Genomic DNA, 20,463 nt, shown 5'->3' with positions numbered 1-20,463 from the left:
CGAATACAGAAAAAAAAGAAAGAGGCATTTTGTGCCTCTTTCCTGTTTTCACTTTATTTATTCCTCAAACATTTCCTTAACTTTCTCACGGAAACCTTTTTTCTTCTTTTCGGTTTTTTCGGAAGTCTCGGATGTGCTGTCCTCTGACGGACGGTTTCCACATGCCGCATCAAAAGCTTCCAGAGCTTTCTTTGCTTCCTCATTGAGATTTGTCGGAGTCTGGACTACCAGGGTTACATAGTGATCACCACGAACATTCTTGTTACGTAATGACGGAACACCTTTTCCCTTCAGACGGATCCTTGTATCAGTCTGTGTTCCCGGCTTCACCTCATAGGCAACCTCACCGTCTACCGTATTGATACGCATCTCCCCGCCAAGTGCAGCCTGTGCAAATGTGATCGGAGCTGTTGAAAAGATATTCATATCCTGTCTCTGGAAGATCGGATGACGGGCTACATTTACCTCCACCAGCAGATCTCCTCTCGGTCCGCCATTGGTTCCCGGTTCGCCTTTTTCGCGGATACGGATACACTGACCATTATCAATACCTGCCGGTACAGATACCTGGATTTTCTTTCTGGAAGAGGTATATCCGGTTCCACGGCAGGCACTGCATTTGTCCTTGATCACCTTACCGGTTCCATTACAATCCGGACAGGTCTGAACATTACGTACCATACCAAACATGGACTGCTGAGTGTAAACGATCTGACCCTGGCCTTTACATTTCGGACATGTGACCGGTGATGTTCCAGGTTTCGCTCCGGTTCCGTGACATGTGGTACACTCATCCTTCAGAACGATCTCCAGCTCTTTCTCGCATCCGAAAACCGCTTCCTCAAAAGTAATGTTCACACGTGCACGAAGGTTGGCGCCCTTCATCGGTCCGTTGTTGGCCCGTCTGGTTCTGCCTCCGCCGCCGAAAAGGTCTCCGAAGATATCTCCGAAGATGTCTCCCATATCTGCGCCGTTGAAGTCAAATCCGCCAAAGCCGCCGGCTCCGCCTCCACCGCCGTTTTCAAATGCCGCATGACCAAACTGATCATACTGTCTTCTCTTGTCGGCATCACTTAAAACGGAGTAAGCCTCTGTCGCCTCTTTGAATTTCGCTTCAGCCTCTTTATCACCCGGATTTACATCCGGGTGATATTTCTTGGCCAGCTTACGATATGCTTTTTTTAATGTTGCGTCATCGGCGTTTTTATCCACACCTAAGACTTCATAATAATCTCTTTTATCAGCCATTGTAATTATTTCCTACTTGTCTTAGACTTCCTTGTAATCAGCATCTACAACATCATCGCCGTATCCTGCTTCATTTCCGCCCTGGGCACCAGCGTTTCCGCCCATGTTGCCCATATCCGGTCCAGGACCAGCCTGACCCTGAGCTCCCTGAGTCTGCTCATACATCTTGGAGAACAGTTTCTGAGCGCTCTCCATCATCTTCTCCTGTGCAGCCTTGATATCTGCAACCTGAGAATCAGTAAGCTCCTGAGCATTTGCTGTCTGTGCAAGAAGATCTTTCAGTGCATTAAGGTCAGCCTCAACACTTGCTTTATCGTTTGCGTCAAGCTTGTCGCCAGCTTCCTTCAGAGCATTCTCAACCTGGAATACCATGGAGTCTGCATTGTTTCTTGTATCGATTGCCTCTTTACGTTTCTTATCCTGAGCCTCGAACTCAGCTGCTTCTTTGACAGCTTTGTCGATATCGGAATCGGACATATTGGAACCAGCTGTGATTGTGATGTGCTGCTCTTTACCTGTTCCAAGGTCTTTAGCGGATACATTAACGATACCGTTGGCATCAATATCAAATGTTACCTCAATCTGCGGAACTCCACGACGTGCTGGCGGGATTCCATCCAGACGGAACTGGCCGAGGGATTTGTTGTCTTTCGCGAACTGACGCTCACCCTGTACAACATTGATATCTACAGCTGTCTGGTTATCTGCTGCTGTGGAGAAGATCTGGCTCTTCTTTGTAGGAATTGTAGTATTTCTCTCGATCAGACGAGTTGCGATACCACCCATTGTCTCGATGGACAGTGACAGTGGAGTAACATCCAGAAGAAGGATATCACCGGCACCTGCATCACCTGCAAGTTTACCACCCTGTACGGAAGCACCAAGTGCAACACACTCATCCGGGTTCAGGTTCTTGCTTGGCTCTTTGCCAGTTAACTGTCTTACCTTATCCTGTACAGCCGGGATACGGGAAGAACCACCAACCAGAAGTACCTGGCCAAGCTCAGAAGCTGTGATACCTGCATCAGACAGTGCACGGCGAACCGGCTCTGCAGTCATCTCTACAAGGTCATGTGTCAGCTCATCAAATTTAGCTCTTGTAAGGTTCATATCAAAATGCTTCGGTCCCTCAGCTGTAGCTGTGATAAACGGAAGGTTGATGTTTGTTGTTGTTGCGGAAGAAAGCTCTTTCTTAGCCTTCTCAGCTGCCTCTTTCAGTCTCTGAAGAGCCATCTTGTCGTTGCTTAAGTCTACGCCCTCTGTTCTCTTGAACTCAGCAAGCATGTAATCTGTAACTTTCTTATCAAAGTCATCTCCACCAAGACGGTTATTACCAGCTGTGGAAAGAACCTCGATAACGCCATCACCGATCTCGATCACGGATACATCGAATGTACCGCCGCCAAGGTCGTATACCATGATCTTCTGCTCTTTCTCATTGTCAAGACCATATGCAAGAGCTGCTGCTGTAGGCTCGTTGATGATACGTTTTACATCAAGACCTGCGATCTTACCTGCATCTTTGGTTGCCTGACGCTGAGCATCGTTGAAGTAAGCCGGAACTGTGATAACTGCCTCTGTTACTTTCTCACCAAGATATGCCTCTGCATCCTTTTTCAGTTTCTGAAGGATCATTGCGGAGATCTCCTGTGGAGAATATTTCTTGTCATCGATGGTTACACGGTAATCGGTACCCATCTCTCTTTTGATAGAAGAGATCGTCCTGTCTGCATTTGTAACTGCCTGACGTTTTGCAGGCTCACCTACCAGACGCTCTCCTGTTTTTGTGAATGCTACAACGGATGGTGTTGTTCTTGCGCCTTCTGTATTTGCGATAACTGTCGGCTGTCCACCTTCCATTACGGCTACACAGCTGTTTGTTGTACCTAAGTCAATACCAATAATCTTTCCCATGATTTTTTCCTCCTGTTTTAGTCTGTATCTGTTAAAATAAAGTTTGTTGTCAGTTAGTTCGCAACCTTTACCATACTGTGGCGTACTACGAAATCCTTGTAGGTGTAACCCTTCTGGAATTCTTCCACCACGATGTTCTCTCCAACCTCTTCATCCTCCACATGCATCACTGCATTATGGAAATCCGGGTTGAATTCCTTTCCCACTGCTTCGATCGGCTTCACACCAAGCTCATCCAGTGTTGTGGTAAGCTGCTTGTAGATCATTTTCATTCCATCTGCAAAAGCATCACCTTCCTGTGCCTGTGCAAGACCTCTTTCGAAGTTATCCACAACCGGCAGGATCTTTTCAACGATCTCTTTTGCTCCGATGATGTACATGCTGGATTTTTCTTTTTCCGTTCTTTTACGGAAATTATCAAATTCAGCCATGGTACGCTTCAGGCGATCGGTAAGTTCCTCCACCTTCTGCTCAGATTTATCTTTTTTCTTCTTTCCGAAGAAGGAAGTTTTTGATTTTTCTTCTTTTTTATCCTCTGAGGCAGCTTCTTCGCCTGGAGTATTGTTTTCTTCCTCCGGCAGATCTTCTCCCTCCGGTGTCAGGTTTTCTTCTTCCTGATCTCCGTCAGTTACGGGGATTTCCTTCTCCGCTTCCTGCTCTTCGGATGTTTTCTTTGTTTCCTCCGACACTTTTTTTCTACCGCCTTTCTAAGTTTTCTTCTTTTTCAAAACGTCATCCAGATGATTCTTCAGTTCCTTCAGACTGTCCACTACATTCTCATAATCCATTCGTTTGGGACCGATGATCCCGATGGTTCCGTACATTCCGTCTCCCAGTTCATATCTGGCAGTTACAATGCTGCAGTCCTTCATGGTCTGGATCGGCATCTCATCACCGATGTAAACCTGGATTCCTGTATTCTCTCCATCTGACATCTGTTCTTTTACAAGATCGGCAAGTTCATGCTTCTCCTCAAATGCGGAGATCAGCTCCGTTGCCTTCTCTTTATCGGCAAGCTCCGGATACTTGAAGATGTTAGTTGCACCTGAAGTATAGATCTCCATATCTTCCTCTTCCACATGAATGGTGGCTGCCACTGCATCCAGAACCGTTGCCACCACACCGCTGTGGCTGCCTGCCTGTTCCTTCAGTCTGGCGATCATCCCAAGGTTGATATCCTGGATCGGGATCCCATTGAGATTGGTGTTAAGAAGAAGATTCAGTTTCAGGATCGTCTGGTCGTCCATTTCCTCATCCAGATTGATGATCTGGTTCCGAACTGTGTTGTTGTCACTGACAACCACTGCCACAAGCTGAAGCTCGCTCATTCTCGACAGCTGGATGAACTTGATCTTGTTGCCGCTGTACTGCGGAACGGAAACCATGGTAGCATAGTTGGTATTGGAAGCAAGAACCTTCGCAACCTTCTTAAGCACCTTATCCATCTTATCTGTCTTCTCAATGATCAGATCTCGCAGCTCTGCAACCTCTGCTTCCTTCTCCTTCATCAGCTCATTGACGTAAAGTCTGTAGCCTTTATCTGAAGGAATCCTTCCTGCTGAGGTATGAGGCTGGACGATATAGCCCATATCTGTCAGGTCTGACATTTCATTTCGGATCGTTGCGGAACTGACATTGAGATCCGCATACTTGGAAATGGTCCTGGAACCAACCGGTTCTCCGGTTTCCATATAGGTCTTGATGATTGCTTTTAAGATTTTTTGCTTGCGCTCATTCAACACCTCTTCCATGAAGCCATCTCCTTTCCTTTTTATTCTTCCTGACGGATGTTGATTCTTTTTTTATATCTGTTAGCACTCATTTTAGTGGAGTGCTAACATCCACAGTCTTTAAGATATCACCATGTAAATTATTTGTCAATATGTTTTGAAAAAAAGTTCTTATTTTTTCGCAACAAAAAAAGCATCAGTACGATGCTTTTTTGTAATACTGGTCTATACAGTTCTGTGCTCCGGTAAAAAATTCCGCTTCTGTTTTCTGTCCCAGCACATATTTCTGAAATTCCGTACCCATAGCCGAAACAGCTTCTATGGAATCGGCACACAGTGGTCTTGCCTTCAGCTTATAATCTTTCAGATATTGCCGGATCATTTCAATGCCATCCAGATCAAAATTCTTATCCTCGATCACATCCAGTCTTGCCGGACACATTTTTGTCAGCTGTCCGTAATTTTTACTGGCCTCATATCCGGACACATACTGAAGGAACTTCAGAGCTGCTTCTTTATGATCATAATTTTTATTCAGTACATACTGCCAGGTTGCGATATTGGTCACCTTCTCGTCAAATTCCGGAAATGGTGCCATATGGATCTTATCTTTTCTATACACGCCTGCATTCTGAAAGGTACTCAACGCACCGGTATACATGAACATACATCCATACTGGCCGTTTATAAATTTTTCATTCAGCTGGTCATGCTGGTCGATCAGATTCTCCTCTGATATCATCCCTGTATCCAGCATTCGCCTCATATATTCTGCCGCTTCTCTTGTTTTCGGATCCGTCCAGTCTGTATAATCTCCTCCGAAAAAATCGACATACTCGCTGATACTATTATATATGTAAGAAATCTCCCATGCATCCCCGTATGCATATTTTCCCGTATTCTGAAGCTTTTTCTGAAGGATCTCAAGATCACTGAGACAGGAGAGTCTGTCCAGACCAGCCTGATCCAGCAATTCCTGATTCACCCAGAATGCCATGATATCCATTTTGAACGGTACCGAAAAAATATGTCCGTCTGACATGCATATTTCTTTCAGGTATTCCTGTGGAAAATTCGCCGCTGTCTCCTCTGTCATAACCGTATCTTCCAGCGGAAGAAGAAATCCCTTATGCTTAAATTCGGATATCATCTCATCATTTACTGTGATCAGATCAACAGAATCATCTCCTGATGTCAGAAGAGTTGCTATTTTGGCCTGGCGGTTGTCCGCATTAGCCGGACATTTTTCGATATGGATCTCTATTCCAAGATCCTTTTCCGCCTGACTGATAAAAGAATCAAAGCCCTCTGTGCCTGCATCCATATGAAGAATCGTCAGTTCCTGTCTGTTCTCCGGCACAATATCAGATGCAGCCTCCTTCTTCTGGACTCCACATCCTGTCACTGCCAGAGCCAGGGCAAATACCCCGCAAAATACCTGTTTTTTCAATCTCTACCACCCTTTTTATCTGGGCCATCTATCCTCTTTTGACATCAACGGCTGGAACGGTGCATGAGGAAGTGTCTGATACCAGTACGCTACACTTGCCACATCATCCTGTCGTTCAAACAGGCCACGGTATCCGACGCCTATCTGCTGAATCGTAACGCGAAGATCCTCTTCAAAGCAGATCGGATCCTGTAAATGCCATCTGTAAAAGCCTCGCATTGGCGGGCAGTCATCATTATGATAAAAATTGTGGATCAGTTCGTCATGGGCAGAATAATACGGATATCCCAGATATGGTGTGTTATAATTCTGTTCCACGGTTTTTCCATCCACCTGTTTGGCAAAGCTCCAGGAACCTCCAAAGTAATCTTCCGTTCCTGTTCCGCAGATGGTCGGATACTCCTCATCTCCGTCAATATAGAACTTCATTTCTCCCTCGCCCCACCAGTAACGTTCCAGTGTGGTAAGTGCCATGTAGGTTCCTATATAATGGCCTTTTCCTTTTACTCCATCCAAAATTGTATAATCTTTTGTTTTTTCTGTCAACCGTTCCCTTCTCCACTGCGCATGGAAATAAGCAATATCGTCCGGAAGCTCATCATAGAGACAGTAATCTACCTGATAAAAGAAAGCCGGGATTTTATTTGCATGCTGATTTTCCAGTGTGATCTTTGCTTTCTTCTTAAACGGCATCGGGAAATAGCAGTTAAAGCCCCTGTTTGGAACAACAGCCACCGGAACAGAATTTACAAAACATTCTCTTCCGAATCCGCAGCAGAAGAAATCACCCAGAGGACTTTCCACGGAAGGAGTTTCCTCGTCATCCCAGTACATACGGATCACAAGATCTCTCAGTACAAAGCAATCTGCCTCTGTAGTCTTGTTATCAACGGTGATCCAGATATGATTGATCTGTCCCGGTCCTTCCATTTCTGCCAGAGTTACCACAGCTCCCGGCTCAATATCCTTAAGACACGGGCTTCCTTTTCTGGATGGTCCCAGATGACTTGCAGCCATACCGCCTCTGCCTTTTTCTCCATGAGGATTTTCCGCGTTGATCGCACGGCTTTTTCCATGCTTTGCAAGTGCGATTCCTCCCAGTCCGCCTGTAAATGCCTGATACATATCTGTTTTCTCCTCTCTTTTGGAAATTAAAAATATTTACGCTTTTACTCCACCTGCCATGATACCATCCATGATCTGTTTCTCAAAAACAGCTACAAAGATAATGATCGGAAGAAGGATGATCCATCCCATGGCGCTGACAAGATCCCACGGAACTCCATACATGTTGTCACGTAACGGAAGCTGTACAATGGAAACGGAAAGTACCTGAATACCATTTGAATAAAACAACGGTGTGAAAAAGTTATTCAGACAGGTAATAAAGTTGATGATGCAAACCGTAGCGATCGCCGGCTTCATCAGCGGCAGAACGATCGTAAACAGTCTCTGTGAAAAAGATGCGCCGTCAATAGCAGCTGCCTCCTCCAGTGAGATCGGGATCTCACCGACAAAGTTTCTGAGGATCAGAACCGTAAACGGTATAACGGTACTGATATAAAGAAGGATAAGTCCCGGATATGTATCATACAGCTTTACCTTCTGCATAAACTCATACAGCGGGCGGGCTGTAACAACCTCAGGGATCAGCATGGTAGCCAGCACAAATGCAAATGCAACAGAAACTCCCTTTGAGTTAAATCTTGAGAATCCATAGGCAGCCATTGCACACAGCACGGTACTGATCACAAGTGTAAGGCCTACGATCAGAACTGTATTTCCGATCTTTGAAAGCAGTCCTACATTCTGTATCAGAAATTTATAGCTTTCCAGTGTGGGATGATCCGGAAGATAATCGATCGGTGTTTTAAACAGTTCTCCTGCCGGTGTGATCGAAGAAATAAAGATCCAGTAAACCGGGAACAGGATCAGAAAAGCCACGACTGCAAACAGAACCCATCTTCCAACGGCTACCACTCCATGATAAACATTATATTTTCCTGTATTCTTCACGATAATTCCCCCTAACTGTCAAACTTATTCATAACACGTATATTCAGCCAGCTGAAGATCGCCATTACAACAAACAGCAGCATAGCCAGCGCCGAAGCATATCCTACGTTTAGATTTGTAAATGCTTCTGTTGTGATTCTGTATGCGATCAGCGCAGTATCCTCTCCAGGGCCTCCAGATGTCATGGAATAAACCAGATCGAAGGTTGTCAGTCTCCAGAGTGTGAACGGAATACATAAAGTCAGGACATTTTTTGCGATCAGCGGAAGTGTGATCCGGAAAAAGCTCTGGATCCCGTTTGCACCGTCTACCTTTGCTGCCTCATAGATATCGCCGGAAATAAACTGAAGTCCGGAAAGTACAAGGATTGCAAAGAACGGAAGGTCCTTCCACAGGTCCATTGCAATTACCGCTGCTCTTGCAGTACCTGTATTGATCAGCCAGCTGTTCTGGTAACCCGGTACAAACCAGCGGATAAAATCATTGATCAGACCATAATCATTGTTAAATGCCCATTTTGCAGCCATACCGGCTACTACTGCAGGCATAGCCCACGGGATCAGCACGATGGTCCTCAGAAAACGGCGGCCTTTGAATTTCATATTCAGGATCAGTGCCAGGATAACTCCGAGGATCACATGCAGGATCATGGAAGCAACCACAAATATTGCCGTAAAGCTGATCGATGTGAGCACTTTAGGATCAGAAAATACCTTCAGGTAATTCTTGAAGCCTATAAATTCATTGATACCTGCAAGGATACTGATATTAAAGAAGCTGTTTTTCACAGTCATCAGAATGGGATATAATGTTGTAAAACCTCGAATCAGTACAACCGGCAGGATCAAAAGCCATGGTATCCACTTCATAGTTTTTTTACTTATTGTCATGGAACTTTCCTCCCTGTTCATCAAGCAATGTAAAGCAGACTTTTACCTCTGCTTTACATTGCTGTTTTTTTATATCTTTTACTTATACATATCTACCACATCCTGAGCCTTCTTGCAGAACTCATCAACTGTGATCTCGTCTTTCATACAGGACTGGAAGATTGTTCCCATATCGCTGATAAATTCCATTGTCTGTGCCACCATCGGACGTCCCTGTACATTGCATTCATTTGCATATCTGCTGTACATTTCTTTTGCCGGGTCAGAATCCGGAACTACCTTCTCTGCAACATCCTTTCTTGCAGGATATCTGTCAAATGCTTTATAGGAAGCTTCCATTCCGCCTTCATCAGCCATATACTGGAGGAATTTCACAGCTGCATCTTTATTCTTGGATGCTTTGTTGAGAACATAGCTCCAGGAATCTGTAAAGATCGCACGCTCTCCCTTACCGCTGAAATCCGGTACCATTTCCATGTGGATCTTATCTGCGCCAAGCATATCTGCCTTTGCATAATCTGTTCCAAGGCCCCACATGAACCAGCATCCGTATTTTCCGTCATTGATCTTCGGATTCATCTGCTCATATTTATCAGCGATCTGCTCAATGGATGTTTCTTTATCAGCAACCAGATCGTGGAGGAACTGAACTGCTTCCTTGTTTTCCTCTTTGGTCCAGTCAAAATAATCGCCGCCGAACATGTTTACAAACTGTGCAAGCTCGTTAAATGCATAAGTTTTCTCCCAGGAACCGCCGTAGCCGAATCTTCCGTCCTTGGAAACAGCCTTCATATACTTCATGAAATCCTCTTTTGTATCAATGGATTTGATTCCGACCTCATCCATGATCTCCTGATTTACCCAGAATGCAAGATATCCTGTATAGCCTGGAACACCGATGATGTTTCCGTCCTTATCTGTGATCATATCCTTTACATATCCCTGGGCAAACTGATCAGCGATATCATCTGTCATTACTGTATCATTCAGTCCTTCCAGCCATCCGGAATTTTTAAATGCCGCACTCATCTCATCGTTGATCTCAATGACATCCACGGAAGCATCTCCTGTGGAAAGCATTGTGGTGATCTTCTGCTGACGTGTATCTGAATCTGTAGGTGCCGCAATTACATTAATGTTCAGGCCCGTGGCATCTTCCACATTTGCAAGCCAGTCCTCAAAATCCGGGTCTGTGGTGTTGATGCTGTATAAGGTAAGATCATATTTCTCCTCTGCGGAAACAGTAACCACGTTACCTGCCATACCCACAACCATCGCTGCTGCCAAAACTGCACTCATTACTTTTTTCTTCATATCTTTCTTCCTTTCTGGACATTTTCGTGTTTGTCCACACCTGTTTTTGATGGTTTAAGGATACCAGAGAGCCCCCTTATTCTAAATACAATATTTTATGATTTCTTTATATTATTTTTCGTTCTCTTGTATTTTTGTTGTTAATTTTTTATAATCCTTTTATATAATCTATATTTGTAACGGCTTTTTTTCACAGCTGAATTCGGTTTCATTAATTTGTTTTTGACATAAAAGAGAATATGTACTATGAAATTCCACAAATGTATCCCACCCAGTTTTTCCTCATTTCGCTATAAGCTCCTGCTCGCATTTCTGATTGCAACTATGGTACCTCTGATTTCCCTGATCTTCATCAGCTATCACATTTCCTATAACATTGCCAGAGATCGTATCATCGATTCTGCCGTAATGACTGACAAGCAGCTGGTCTCTCAGCTGAACGACCGCCTCGGTCAGGTTGAAAATGTAGCAGATACCATACAGTTTCAAATGTACTCCCTAAATCAGCCTTCCTCTAATAATGTAGATGCACTGAAAAAATTCACCGCTGTGAAAAATAATATTTCGCTGTATAAATCCACATTCGATTTCTTCCATATATATGTTTTTCTGCAGCCCGATCAGCTCGGTTCAAAAGAAGGCCTGTACTTCTTTTCCACAGATGAGCTTTCTGCATATGGTCTGGATAAAAATATTGTTTCCGGTTCAGGCTTTTCCTCTGTCTGGATACCGGTTTCCAATATGCCTCTGCCTAAAATACTGTCCACAAAAAAATCATCTGCCGATGTGATCCTCTGCGTCCGGGCACTGAAAAATCAGGCCACCGGTATTCTGGAATACGCCTACGGCATTGCTCTGGACACCTCAGAGCTTACCACTTATCTGCAGCCTGCTGCTTTGGATTCCCGCATATACAGCTACATTCTCACAGATCACGGAGAGATTGCAGCAAAAAATACATCCTCACTGAATTTATCCGGAATTTCCAAAGCACAGTTTCAGAAACTCAAAGGAAATGCAGATTCTTCTTTTCACAGCGGCGACAAATATTATAACTGCTGCACCTTAAGCAATGGCTGGCTCCATGTTACCGAAATCCCGGAAAGCTATATTCAGGGCAACACGCACATCCTGATCCGTGCCTTACTGATCACTGTCCTTATTTTTTTGCCCCTTACTGTTATCATCGTTATCCTGTTTTCCGAAAATCTTACCCGGAAGATTACTGCACTTTCCTATGCAATGGAAGCCTTTCAGCTGGGACATGACCCGGAACATCTGTCTATCGTTACTGTTCCCCACCCGGATGATCCTTCCAGGTATGATGAGATTGACAGACTGGGCATCACCTTTGAAGATATGCAGCACACAATAGCCGGAAACCTGAAGTCCATTGTAAATCTTTCCGTAAACGAAGAACGTCTGAAATACCAGCTGCTCCAGTCACAGATCAATCCGCATTTTCTTTACAATATCCTGGGATCGATCCGTACCTGCCAGTCCCTTGGAAAGCTTGACATTGCTGATCAGATGATTGCAAATCTGACTGCCTTTTACCGTCTTACCCTGCGTAAATCAAAGGAACTTATTCCTATTAAAGATGAATTGGAAATTGCCCGGCTTTATCTGGAAATGGAAAAGCTCTGTCATAAAGATAATCTGGACTGGGAGATCGAAGCAGAAGATGGAATCGAAAATTTCCTGATCTGCAAGTTTACACTTCAGCCATTTCTCGAAAATTCCATTCTGCACGGGATTTCTTCGGGCACACCAGCTGTTTTCATTTCGATCCATGTTCTTTATGGCGATGATACGGTTGTGATCTCCATTGAGGACAACGGTGCCGGCATGGACTCTGAAACCCTTGCACAGCTGCGCCATGCTATTGAGCATAATGTTATTGATTATGAGAAGCATTTTGGAATTTCCAACGTAAGTTCCCGTATTTCCAACCCATTATACGGAAACGGTTCCGTAAGGATCCGCAGCAACCCCGGAAACGGCACATACGTCACCATTGAATTCGAACAGATGGAGGAAGATATCGATGAAAAAAATAATGATCGTAGATGATAATTACTTATCTGCAGAAGGTATCGAAAAAAACATAGACTGGGAAACGCTGAATGCAGAGATCATCCATGTCTGCTACAATGGAACCTCTGCTATCGAAGCCATGAAAAAAGAACCGGCAGATCTGATCATTTCTGACATTGAAATGCCTGATCTTGACGGCATTTCCATGAGCCGTCAAGCTCTTGAGATCAATCCTATGGTAAAGATCATCCTGATCAGTGCCTGTGATAAATTTGAATATGCAAGACGCGCTCTGCTCCTCGGTGCTCTGGATTATATCGAAAAGCCTCTGGACTATGCCTATCTTATCCAGAAGGTAAAAAACGCTTTTGCACTGATGGAAAAGGAACAGAAAAATCTCCAGCTTCTGAAACAAAGCAGGCCTCTTCTTACGGAAAAATTTTTCCGCGAGATCACACACCTTCCGTCTTCTGAAGCAGCCTACCGACTGAAGCCTTATCTTAAGTATCTGAACCTGGAGCTGAATTATGATTTTTATGCAGTTGTTATTCTGGAGCTTGAAAATGCTCCGGATCTAAAAGCTGTTTACGGGATTGAAAAGTTTCAGATGGAGCTTTTCAACCTTCAGGATCTGATAACTGAGGAAACCGCTTCTCTTGATTTTGTGTATCTTCTCCCGGATATGGATGGCTATCTGTGCATTCTGGGACACAGCGGCTGTCAGTCCAACAGCTTCCGCCAGCTTACCAGCGGACTTATTTCCTCAATCGCAGATGCCTGCCAGCCACTGGGACTTTCTCTCAACGCAGGCATTGGAACAATTGTCCAGGATTTCTGGAATCTGAACCATTCTTATAAAAGCGCCGTACATGCACTGGAATACAGATTCTTTTTCCCGCATCAGAATATCTTTGACGGAAGAGAGGCTCTGGGTTCCGATCTGTCTGTTGCAGATTTTTCAGATACAAAGGAGGAGGAACTGATCCGGCTTCTCTGCAAAAAGGATACCGCTGCCATAGATCTCTGGTTTCAGAATTTTTCCGACTGGCTCACTCAGAAATTTCGCACAAAGAATTTCGCTTTCATACAGATTTATTCTCTTCTTGGCCGGATCCTGAAATTTTTCTATGAATTAAATCTGGATACGCATGACCTTGAAGCTAAAATTTTGTATGTTTACAACCACATAAATGAGTTTCATAATACGGAAGAGCTATGTCAATGGCTGAAGGATCTGTGCCATCTTTTATGCCGGAAGCTTGATTCCTCCATGAATGATTATCACCAGAAGCTCTGTGAACTGGTGATTTCCTATATCAACGAACACTACACTGACAATACGCTCTGCCTCAATGATATTGCTGCCTCTGCCAATGTAAGCCCTGCTTATTTAAGTGCTCTTTTCAAAAAAAATCAGGGAATCAGTCTCAGTGACTTTATCACATCTCAGCGAATTTCCGCAGCCGCCCGTTACCTGACTACGACTACTATGAGTCTGAAGGAGATCAGCCTGAAATGTGGTTATGCCAATCAATATTATTTCAGCACCAGCTTCAAAAAGAAAATGGGGATCACACCTTCCGCCTATCGGGAACAGCATATATAACTTCTTCTCTTCTTTATAACAAAGTTACTGGCATAAATGCCAATGCCCTTCTCCGGAATTTTACTTATAATCAATCAATAAAGAGAACCATCCTATTTTTTCGAAGGAGGGATCGCTATGAAAAAATGGAAAAAAATCCTGATATCTCTGATAACAGTCTTTGTACTGGCCATTCTTCCGGCAGAATCGGCAATTCTGCCTGGCACAGTCTGTGTTACAGAAGCCGCTCCCAGGATCAGTTCTTCCAAGCTTACCATGATCAAGGGGCAGAGCAGAACACTGAAGATCACCGGTCTCAAAAAAGGGCAGAAAATCACCTGGAAGAGCAGCAATTCCAAAATCGTCACTGTAAACAAAGCAGGCAAGCTTTTTGCAAAATCTGCAGGAAATGCTACAATTACTGCTCAGGTAAACGGGATCCGCTTTGTCTGCAAGGTTAAAATCCAGAAAAAAGCTACTCCGGCAAAACCAACCCCTACCGCAGCTCCGAAGCCCGGCATAAAATTAAAAAACCACATCCTGAACAAAGGCAAAAAGGCCAGTGATGGAAGCGTAAAAATTGAGCTTAACACACACGATGAATCAAAAAAATCGATATGGATTTAGGCGGTTTGGGTTCGTCATCTTCTTCTATGCAGGTTTCCGTAGATGAATATCGAAGTATCACATACATTCCAAAAAACAACAGTTTTAAATTCTATTTCCGGTTTTCCAGCCATGATGATTTAAAAAGTGATATTACTTTGACTTTCCCGATGAATTCTACTGCGGCTTCCTTAAACTTTTATTTTTACATGAGCATACTTCCTGATGATGAATCCGGTACACTGATCGCCACTATGAGCAGCTCCGCTCCGCTTTCCGCCATCAGGAATGAATCCTCTAATTTATCCTTCCACTTCCAGAAGCTTACAGATCCTTATGAAATCCTGACACAAAAAGATGCTTCCGAGCTTGCCAACGACACTCTGGATATGGCTGTTCCATATTGGACTGATCTTCTCAAGGGCTCCGGCATCACCCTGCGCTCCCTGGGCTTTTCAACTACAAAATAAGCTTTTCCTAAAAACAGATCGAGCATACCCGGCAACACCCCTGGCTGTAACAGCCAGGGGTGTTGTACTGTCAGCTGCTTCGCAGCCTATTCCGTTAATTCTTCCAGATTCTTTTTTAATTCGAGCATCTTGTCTCTCAGCTCAGCAGCCTGCTCGAAATTCAGGTCTGCTGCCGCAGCACGCATCTGCTTCTCTACCTGAGCGATCACCTTCGTCAGTTCTTTTCGGCTCATGGATTCCGGATCCTTTTTAAGCTTCACTTCTGTCTCTGCCACCTTCTTCGAAACAGCAATCAGATCACGGACCGCCTTCTTGATCGTGGTCGGAGTGATGCCATGCTCCCTGTTGTAAGCCTCCTGTATCGCTCTCCTTCTTTCTGTCTCCGAGATTGCTTTTTCCATGGATTCTGTCATATTATCTGCATACATGATCACATGGCCTTCGCTGTTCCGGGCAGCACGGCCGATAGTCTGTACCAGGGATGTTTCCGAACGAAGGAAGCCTTCCTTATCTGCATCCAGGATCGCTACCAGCGTGATCTCCGGAATATCCAGTCCTTCTCGCAGAAGGTTGATTCCCACCAGCACATCAAATACATCCAGACGCATATCACGGATGATCTCTGCTCGTTCCAGAGTATCGATATCAGAATGGAGATACCGGACCCGGATCCCCAGATCTTTCATATAATCAGTAAGATCTTCTGCCATGCGCTTGGTCAGGGTCGTGATCAGAACCTTGTTTTTCTTCTCGATCTCTTTATTTACTTCTGCCACAAGGTCATCAATCTGTCCTTCGATTGGACGTACCTCTACCTTCGGATCAAGAAGTCCTGTAGGGCGGATGATCTGTTCTGCCCGGAGGAGTTCATGGTCAAACTCATATTCTCCCGGTGTTGCAGATACAAACATTACCTGGTCCAGTTTGGTCTCAAATTCATCGAAACTTAACGGGCGGTTGTCCTTGGCGGAAGGAAGGCGGAATCCATAATCCACCAGAGTCTGTTTACGGCTCTGGTCTCCTGCATACATACCGCCAACCTGGGGCACTGTCTTATGGGACTCATCTATAATAAGTAAAAAATCATCTCCAAAGTAATCCATCAGGGTATACGGTGGCTGCCCTGGTGCAAGCCCGGTAAGATGTCTGGAATAGTTCTCAATTCCGGAACAGAATCCGGTTTCCTTCATCATCTCCACATCAAAGTTGGTACGCTCGGCAATCCGCTGGGCTTCGATCAGTTTGTCCTCACTTTTGAAATATTCCACCTGCTGTTTCATCTCTTCCAGAATGGCATCCGCAGCACGGCGGATCTGCTCCTGAGGCACAACATAATGGGACGCCGGGAAAATGGCCGCATGGCTTTCCACACTTTTGATTTCGCCGGTAAGCACATCGATATCTGTGATCCGCTCGATCTCATCTCCAAAAAATTCCACACGCACCGCCCGGTCTGTAGAGTTAGCCGGAAAGATCTCCAGCACATCGCCACGCACCCGGAATGTTCCTCGGTGGAAATCCATCTCATTTCTTGTATACTGGATATCGATCAGCTGTTTGATAACCTCGTCACGATCCTTTTCCATCCCCGGCCGAAGTGAGATCATCATATCAAAAAATTCCTGCGGCGCACCCAGGCCATAAATACAGGATACCGATGAAACTACGATCACGTCTTTCCGCTCACATAAGGCCGCTGTGGCAGAAAGGCGGAGTTTATCGATCTCGTCGTTGGTGGATGCATCCTTGGCGATGTAGGTGTCTGTGGAAGGAACGTAAGCCTCCGGCTGGTAGTAGTCGTAGTAGGACACAAAATATTCCACTGCGTTCTCAGGAAAAAATTCTTTCATCTCGCCGTAAAGCTGGGCCGCCAGTGTTTTATTGTGGGCAAGTACCAGAGTTGGTTTATTTAACTGGGCAATGACATTCGCCATTGTGAAAGTCTTACCGGAGCCAGTAACACCAAGCAAAGTCTCGAACTGGTTGCCTTCTTTAAATCCCTCGACCAATTTCTCGATGGCCTGGGGCTGATCGCCGGTTGGCTTGTATGGGGCTTTTAATTTGAACTCATTCATGGTAAATCCCTCCATTTGTGACTTTTACTATGATCATTATCAGCCAAAAATTCGTATCTAGATTCGTAACGAAAAGCTCATTTTTATAGTGAATAGATGTGTTTCTCACCTCGTTACGAATAAAAGTCACAAAACTAATATTTGCGGATAAAACAGCACTCGGAAATACCTGAAAATACTAACCTCCGGTCCTGTCATATTTTTACTGTTTGTTCTTGTAACAGTCCCTATTATATCAAATAAATTTTTGAAAGTATATAGATTAACGCAAGAAAAAAGGTACAAATGTTCGATTCTTATTTGTACTTTTTTCTATCACTACTATTCTATTTTTTATCATGCTGCGTTGAAATATTCCTCCAGGATTAAGTCTATTTCAATCACTTTCGATACTTCACTCAATATGATAAGTTTGCGTAAACGCAAAGAAACAGCGACTTTGAAAAGTCAAAGCCGCCGTTTTATACGGGCGTGTCAAATGACTGCTGTACGACGGCTTTTTTCTTTTGCCGTCGTACGGCAGATAATTATTTCTTATTTTTAATTGAAAAAGAATTTTTATAATATCGCTTATTTTTATATTTGAAAAGTTATCCCGCTTTTGCTTACCATATTATTTTCTTAAATTAACATTCATGTAACGCCCAATATTACGCAAATTCATCGAGTCCTCTACAAACTGAAGTTCATCCCAATATGCAGACCTTTGATTATACACGCTTATAAATTATTGGTTCATCATATCCAAAAGTTCTCTTTCCATTAACTTCCATGCTTTCCGATACTTCCAGAAAATTGTTGGAAAACTTTTCCCAAAGTTTGAATGTCATTACCGGAGAGAACTGGCTTGTGCTGCCTCCCTCCCAGATTCCGTCCCTATTTCCGTGATAAGGAAAAGATGTGGAGATGCATGACGTTTTCCATTAATTTCATAATAACTCTCTTCAACAACAAATTTTCCTTTGAAATCTTCAGGAAGGTTATTTATTTTGTCATTACAGATTGTATTTACATGTTCCGCATATGGATATGTTTTCCCTTCTGCCTGCATCTTATTAAATTGATCCTTATTATCAAAATGTCCTGTCATCATTCCTACAAAATTATCAAGTTTCATCATATACTTTACCTCCTGGTATTTGCCTAATCACACTATTCCTCTTTTGCTTTTGCCATACTGGCGATATCTCCCACTCCATTCAATACCATTGTCGGAAGATAAGCATAAGTTTTGAGTGTATCCTTCGTTGAACATCCAGAGAGAACCAATACAGTAGACATACCACTTTCCATTCCTGAAATCACATCTGTATCCATACGATCCCCAACCATTACAGCTTCTGCTGAATGACATCCAAGCATATTCAATCCTGTTCTCATCATCAGTGGATTCGGTTTCCCACAGAAATATGCCTGTGTACCTGTTGCCATTTCTATAGGTGCAATCAATGCACGACAGGCAGGAGCGATGCCGTTCTCAATCGGTCCGGAAACATCTGAGTTTGCTCCGATCAGCTTTGCACCTTTCAGAACTAAATTCGTTGCTTTTGTTAATGTATCCAATGAATAGGAGCGTCCCTCTCCCACAACAACATAATCCGGATTTACATCATTCATTGTGATACCTACATCATAAAGTGCATTTAACAGGCCGGCTTCTCCTATCACGAATGCCGAACAGCCTGCCGCCTGTTCTTTTAAAAATGCGGCTGTTGCCAATGCACTGGTATAAAAATGTTCTTCTGGCACATCAAGTCCCATCCTAGCCAGTTTCTGATTTAATTCTCGTGGTGTATATCCACTATTATTTGTCAAAAACAAATATTCTTTCTTTTCATCATGCAACCACTGGATGAATTCTGGAACACCTGGCAATATCTGATTGCCATGATAGATCACACCATCCATATCACAGATGAATCCTTTTTTTTCATTAAAATCGATTATGGATTTTCTCATGTTCATGTGCGCCCTGCCTTTCTTGTTTCTTTAGAATACACCTTACTCTTTTCATAATAGAATAAAACTCTTTTTTCTACAAATATTTTTATATTATATCATCCACACATGAAATCAAATACATAGCACTGTAAAATCAAAGTAAATATTTCGATCAACAGAACCTTTTATGACAACATCTCTTTCACACAAGTACTTCGATAATCACTTGGTGATATTTTATATCTTTCTTTAAATACTCGGTTAAACGTTCTCTGACTTTCAAATCCACTATCCAGACAAATATTTGTAATAGAATCACTCGTATTTTCCAAACGATGGCATGCATAGTTCAGCCTTGCATCGTTAAGATATTGATTAAAGTTTCTATGGAATGTCTTGGAAAAGAGTCTGGATAAAACATATTTGCTCACGCCCAGGTCTTTTGCCATCTCTTCCAGCGAAAACTTCTTCTTGAAATTTGCTGATATATAGGAAACTGTCTGGTAAATAAGATCGTTGCTCCCCACATTACTCTTTTCTACCAAATTTAATTTTCCTATGCAGCGTGCCAACACAATTTGAAGATATGCCTGTGCAACAGTAATATCCGACTGTTCTGTCTCTAAAATTGCATTTATAACCCTATATACCTCCGGTTCAACCTTTTCCGCTTTAATGATTGGGTATTCAGGAGCCATGGATTGCATGATATCTGCAAATTTGACTATCGTAAATGGCGATGCAATCAGATAAGTCGCTTTATTTACACCGGGTGTCAGTACCTGATAGTGATGAATAACATCTGGAAATACAAAGCCTATATCTCCTTTTTCCATATGGTATAGTTCCTGTCCGACACCAAGTTCTAATGCTCCACTTGTTACACAAACGATCTCCAGTGCATTATGAAGATGTGGTTCAATATGTTTTGACTTCCTATTTATTGCTATGATCTCCTCTTTTGTGTCAACATATTTTAACTGCATGAAATACTCCCCTTTGCAACATTTGTCTATATCTTCTTTCGATTTGGCAAGCAATCCTTTTACACCTGTCTTATAATCAACTTGTAAATAAGGAAAGGAGGAATTGCAAATATAATGTACCCATAACAGTGGACACGCGAATTAGTGTAGTACCTGTTTTTCGGACACCCACACAAGACGTGCCCCTGTTCTTAAACACTG

General features: G+C 43.4%; 16 protein-coding genes and 1 pseudogene. 4 read left to right on the top strand and 13 right to left on the bottom strand.

Features of this window, described 5'->3' with window-relative positions; all coding sequences use genetic code 11:
• Positions 1 to 57: 57 nt before the first annotated feature.
• From dnaJ to ACTNDQ_RS08450, 9 genes are all read right to left on the bottom strand, one after another.
• Positions 58 to 1,248, bottom strand: a complete 1,191-nt coding sequence (gene dnaJ / locus ACTNDQ_RS08490) for a molecular chaperone DnaJ (protein WP_118513083.1) — start codon at positions 1,246 to 1,248, stop codon at positions 58 to 60.
• Positions 1,249 to 1,269: 21 nt separating this feature from the next.
• Positions 1,270 to 3,162: a molecular chaperone DnaK gene (dnaK, locus tag ACTNDQ_RS08485; RefSeq protein WP_110102502.1), complete on the bottom strand. Its 1,893-nt coding sequence runs from the start codon at positions 3,160 to 3,162 to the stop codon at positions 1,270 to 1,272.
• A gap of 53 nt (positions 3,163 to 3,215) precedes the next feature.
• Complete coding sequence (gene grpE / locus ACTNDQ_RS08480) at positions 3,216 to 3,851, bottom strand: nucleotide exchange factor GrpE (protein ID WP_059085388.1); 636 nt, start codon at positions 3,849 to 3,851, stop codon at positions 3,216 to 3,218.
• 18 nt (positions 3,852 to 3,869) lie between these two features.
• Positions 3,870 to 4,913 carry a heat-inducible transcriptional repressor HrcA gene (hrcA, locus tag ACTNDQ_RS08475; RefSeq protein ID WP_015527075.1) on the bottom strand — a complete coding sequence of 348 codons (1,044 nt, stop codon included), beginning with the start codon at positions 4,911 to 4,913 and terminating at the stop codon, positions 3,870 to 3,872.
• A gap of 175 nt (positions 4,914 to 5,088) precedes the next feature.
• On the bottom strand, positions 5,089 to 6,342 hold the full coding sequence (locus tag ACTNDQ_RS08470) for an ABC transporter substrate-binding protein (RefSeq protein ID WP_441064394.1): 1,254 nt from the start codon (positions 6,340 to 6,342) through the stop codon (positions 5,089 to 5,091).
• Between the two features lie 15 nt (positions 6,343 to 6,357).
• Entirely contained in the window at positions 6,358 to 7,467 is a 1,110-nt protein-coding gene (locus ACTNDQ_RS08465) for a glycoside hydrolase family 172 protein (protein ID WP_021976674.1), read from the bottom strand.
• A 36-nt stretch (positions 7,468 to 7,503) separates the two neighbouring features.
• Complete coding sequence (locus ACTNDQ_RS08460) at positions 7,504 to 8,358, bottom strand: carbohydrate ABC transporter permease (RefSeq protein ID WP_118624107.1); 855 nt, start codon at positions 8,356 to 8,358, stop codon at positions 7,504 to 7,506.
• A gap of 11 nt (positions 8,359 to 8,369) precedes the next feature.
• Entirely contained in the window at positions 8,370 to 9,248 is an 879-nt protein-coding gene (locus ACTNDQ_RS08455) for a carbohydrate ABC transporter permease (protein ID WP_118624109.1), read from the bottom strand.
• 78 nt (positions 9,249 to 9,326) lie between these two features.
• A complete protein-coding gene (locus ACTNDQ_RS08450; protein WP_331476882.1) occupies positions 9,327 to 10,562 on the bottom strand; it encodes an extracellular solute-binding protein in 1,236 nt (411 codons plus the stop codon).
• 246 nt (positions 10,563 to 10,808) lie between these two features.
• On the opposite strand from ACTNDQ_RS08450, the gene ACTNDQ_RS08445 reads away from it, so the two are divergent.
• From ACTNDQ_RS08445 to ACTNDQ_RS08430, 4 genes are all read left to right on the top strand, one after another.
• Positions 10,809 to 12,635 carry a sensor histidine kinase gene (locus ACTNDQ_RS08445; RefSeq protein ID WP_441064393.1) on the top strand — a complete coding sequence of 609 codons (1,827 nt, stop codon included), beginning with the start codon at positions 10,809 to 10,811 and terminating at the stop codon, positions 12,633 to 12,635.
• Positions 12,610 to 14,205 carry a helix-turn-helix domain-containing protein gene (locus ACTNDQ_RS08440; protein ID WP_441064392.1) on the top strand — a complete coding sequence of 532 codons (1,596 nt, stop codon included), beginning with the start codon at positions 12,610 to 12,612 and terminating at the stop codon, positions 14,203 to 14,205. The genes ACTNDQ_RS08445 and ACTNDQ_RS08440 overlap by 26 nt, the downstream gene beginning before the upstream one ends.
• 117 nt (positions 14,206 to 14,322) lie before the next feature.
• Complete coding sequence (locus ACTNDQ_RS08435; protein WP_279199137.1) at positions 14,323 to 14,811, top strand: Ig-like domain-containing protein; 489 nt, start codon at positions 14,323 to 14,325, stop codon at positions 14,809 to 14,811.
• 5 nt (positions 14,812 to 14,816) lie between these two features.
• Positions 14,817 to 15,260, top strand: coding sequence for a hypothetical protein (locus tag ACTNDQ_RS08430; RefSeq protein WP_278796857.1), 444 nt, complete (start codon positions 14,817 to 14,819; stop codon positions 15,258 to 15,260).
• An 86-nt stretch (positions 15,261 to 15,346) separates the two neighbouring features.
• Here the strand turns inward: ACTNDQ_RS08430 and uvrB are convergent, their stop codons facing one another.
• The 4 genes and pseudogenes from uvrB to ACTNDQ_RS08410 form a co-directional block, all read right to left on the bottom strand.
• Positions 15,347 to 17,335 (bottom strand): excinuclease ABC subunit UvrB, encoded by a 1,989-nt coding sequence (gene uvrB / locus ACTNDQ_RS08425; protein WP_279199139.1) that lies wholly within the window; start codon positions 17,333 to 17,335, stop codon positions 15,347 to 15,349.
• Positions 17,336 to 18,045: 710 nt separating this feature from the next.
• A pseudogene (locus ACTNDQ_RS08420) lies at positions 18,046 to 18,455 on the bottom strand (hypothetical protein).
• Between the two features lie 32 nt (positions 18,456 to 18,487).
• The gene (locus ACTNDQ_RS08415; protein WP_003506512.1) at positions 18,488 to 19,300 is read right to left on the bottom strand and encodes an HAD-IIA family hydrolase; all 813 of its coding nucleotides are present in this window, start codon (positions 19,298 to 19,300) and stop codon (positions 18,488 to 18,490) included.
• A gap of 161 nt (positions 19,301 to 19,461) precedes the next feature.
• Positions 19,462 to 20,262, bottom strand: coding sequence for an AraC family transcriptional regulator (locus tag ACTNDQ_RS08410; RefSeq protein WP_441064391.1), 801 nt, complete (start codon positions 20,260 to 20,262; stop codon positions 19,462 to 19,464).
• Positions 20,263 to 20,463: the final 201 nt, after the last annotated feature.

Origin of the sequence: Blautia massiliensis (ex Liu et al. 2021), assembly GCF_052064225.1 — a bacterium.
Taxonomy (GTDB): Bacteria; Bacillota; Clostridia; order Lachnospirales; family Lachnospiraceae; genus Blautia_A; species Blautia_A fusiformis.
Note: the sequence above shows the minus strand (reverse complement) of the source record. Positions and strands in the feature narration are given on the sequence as shown.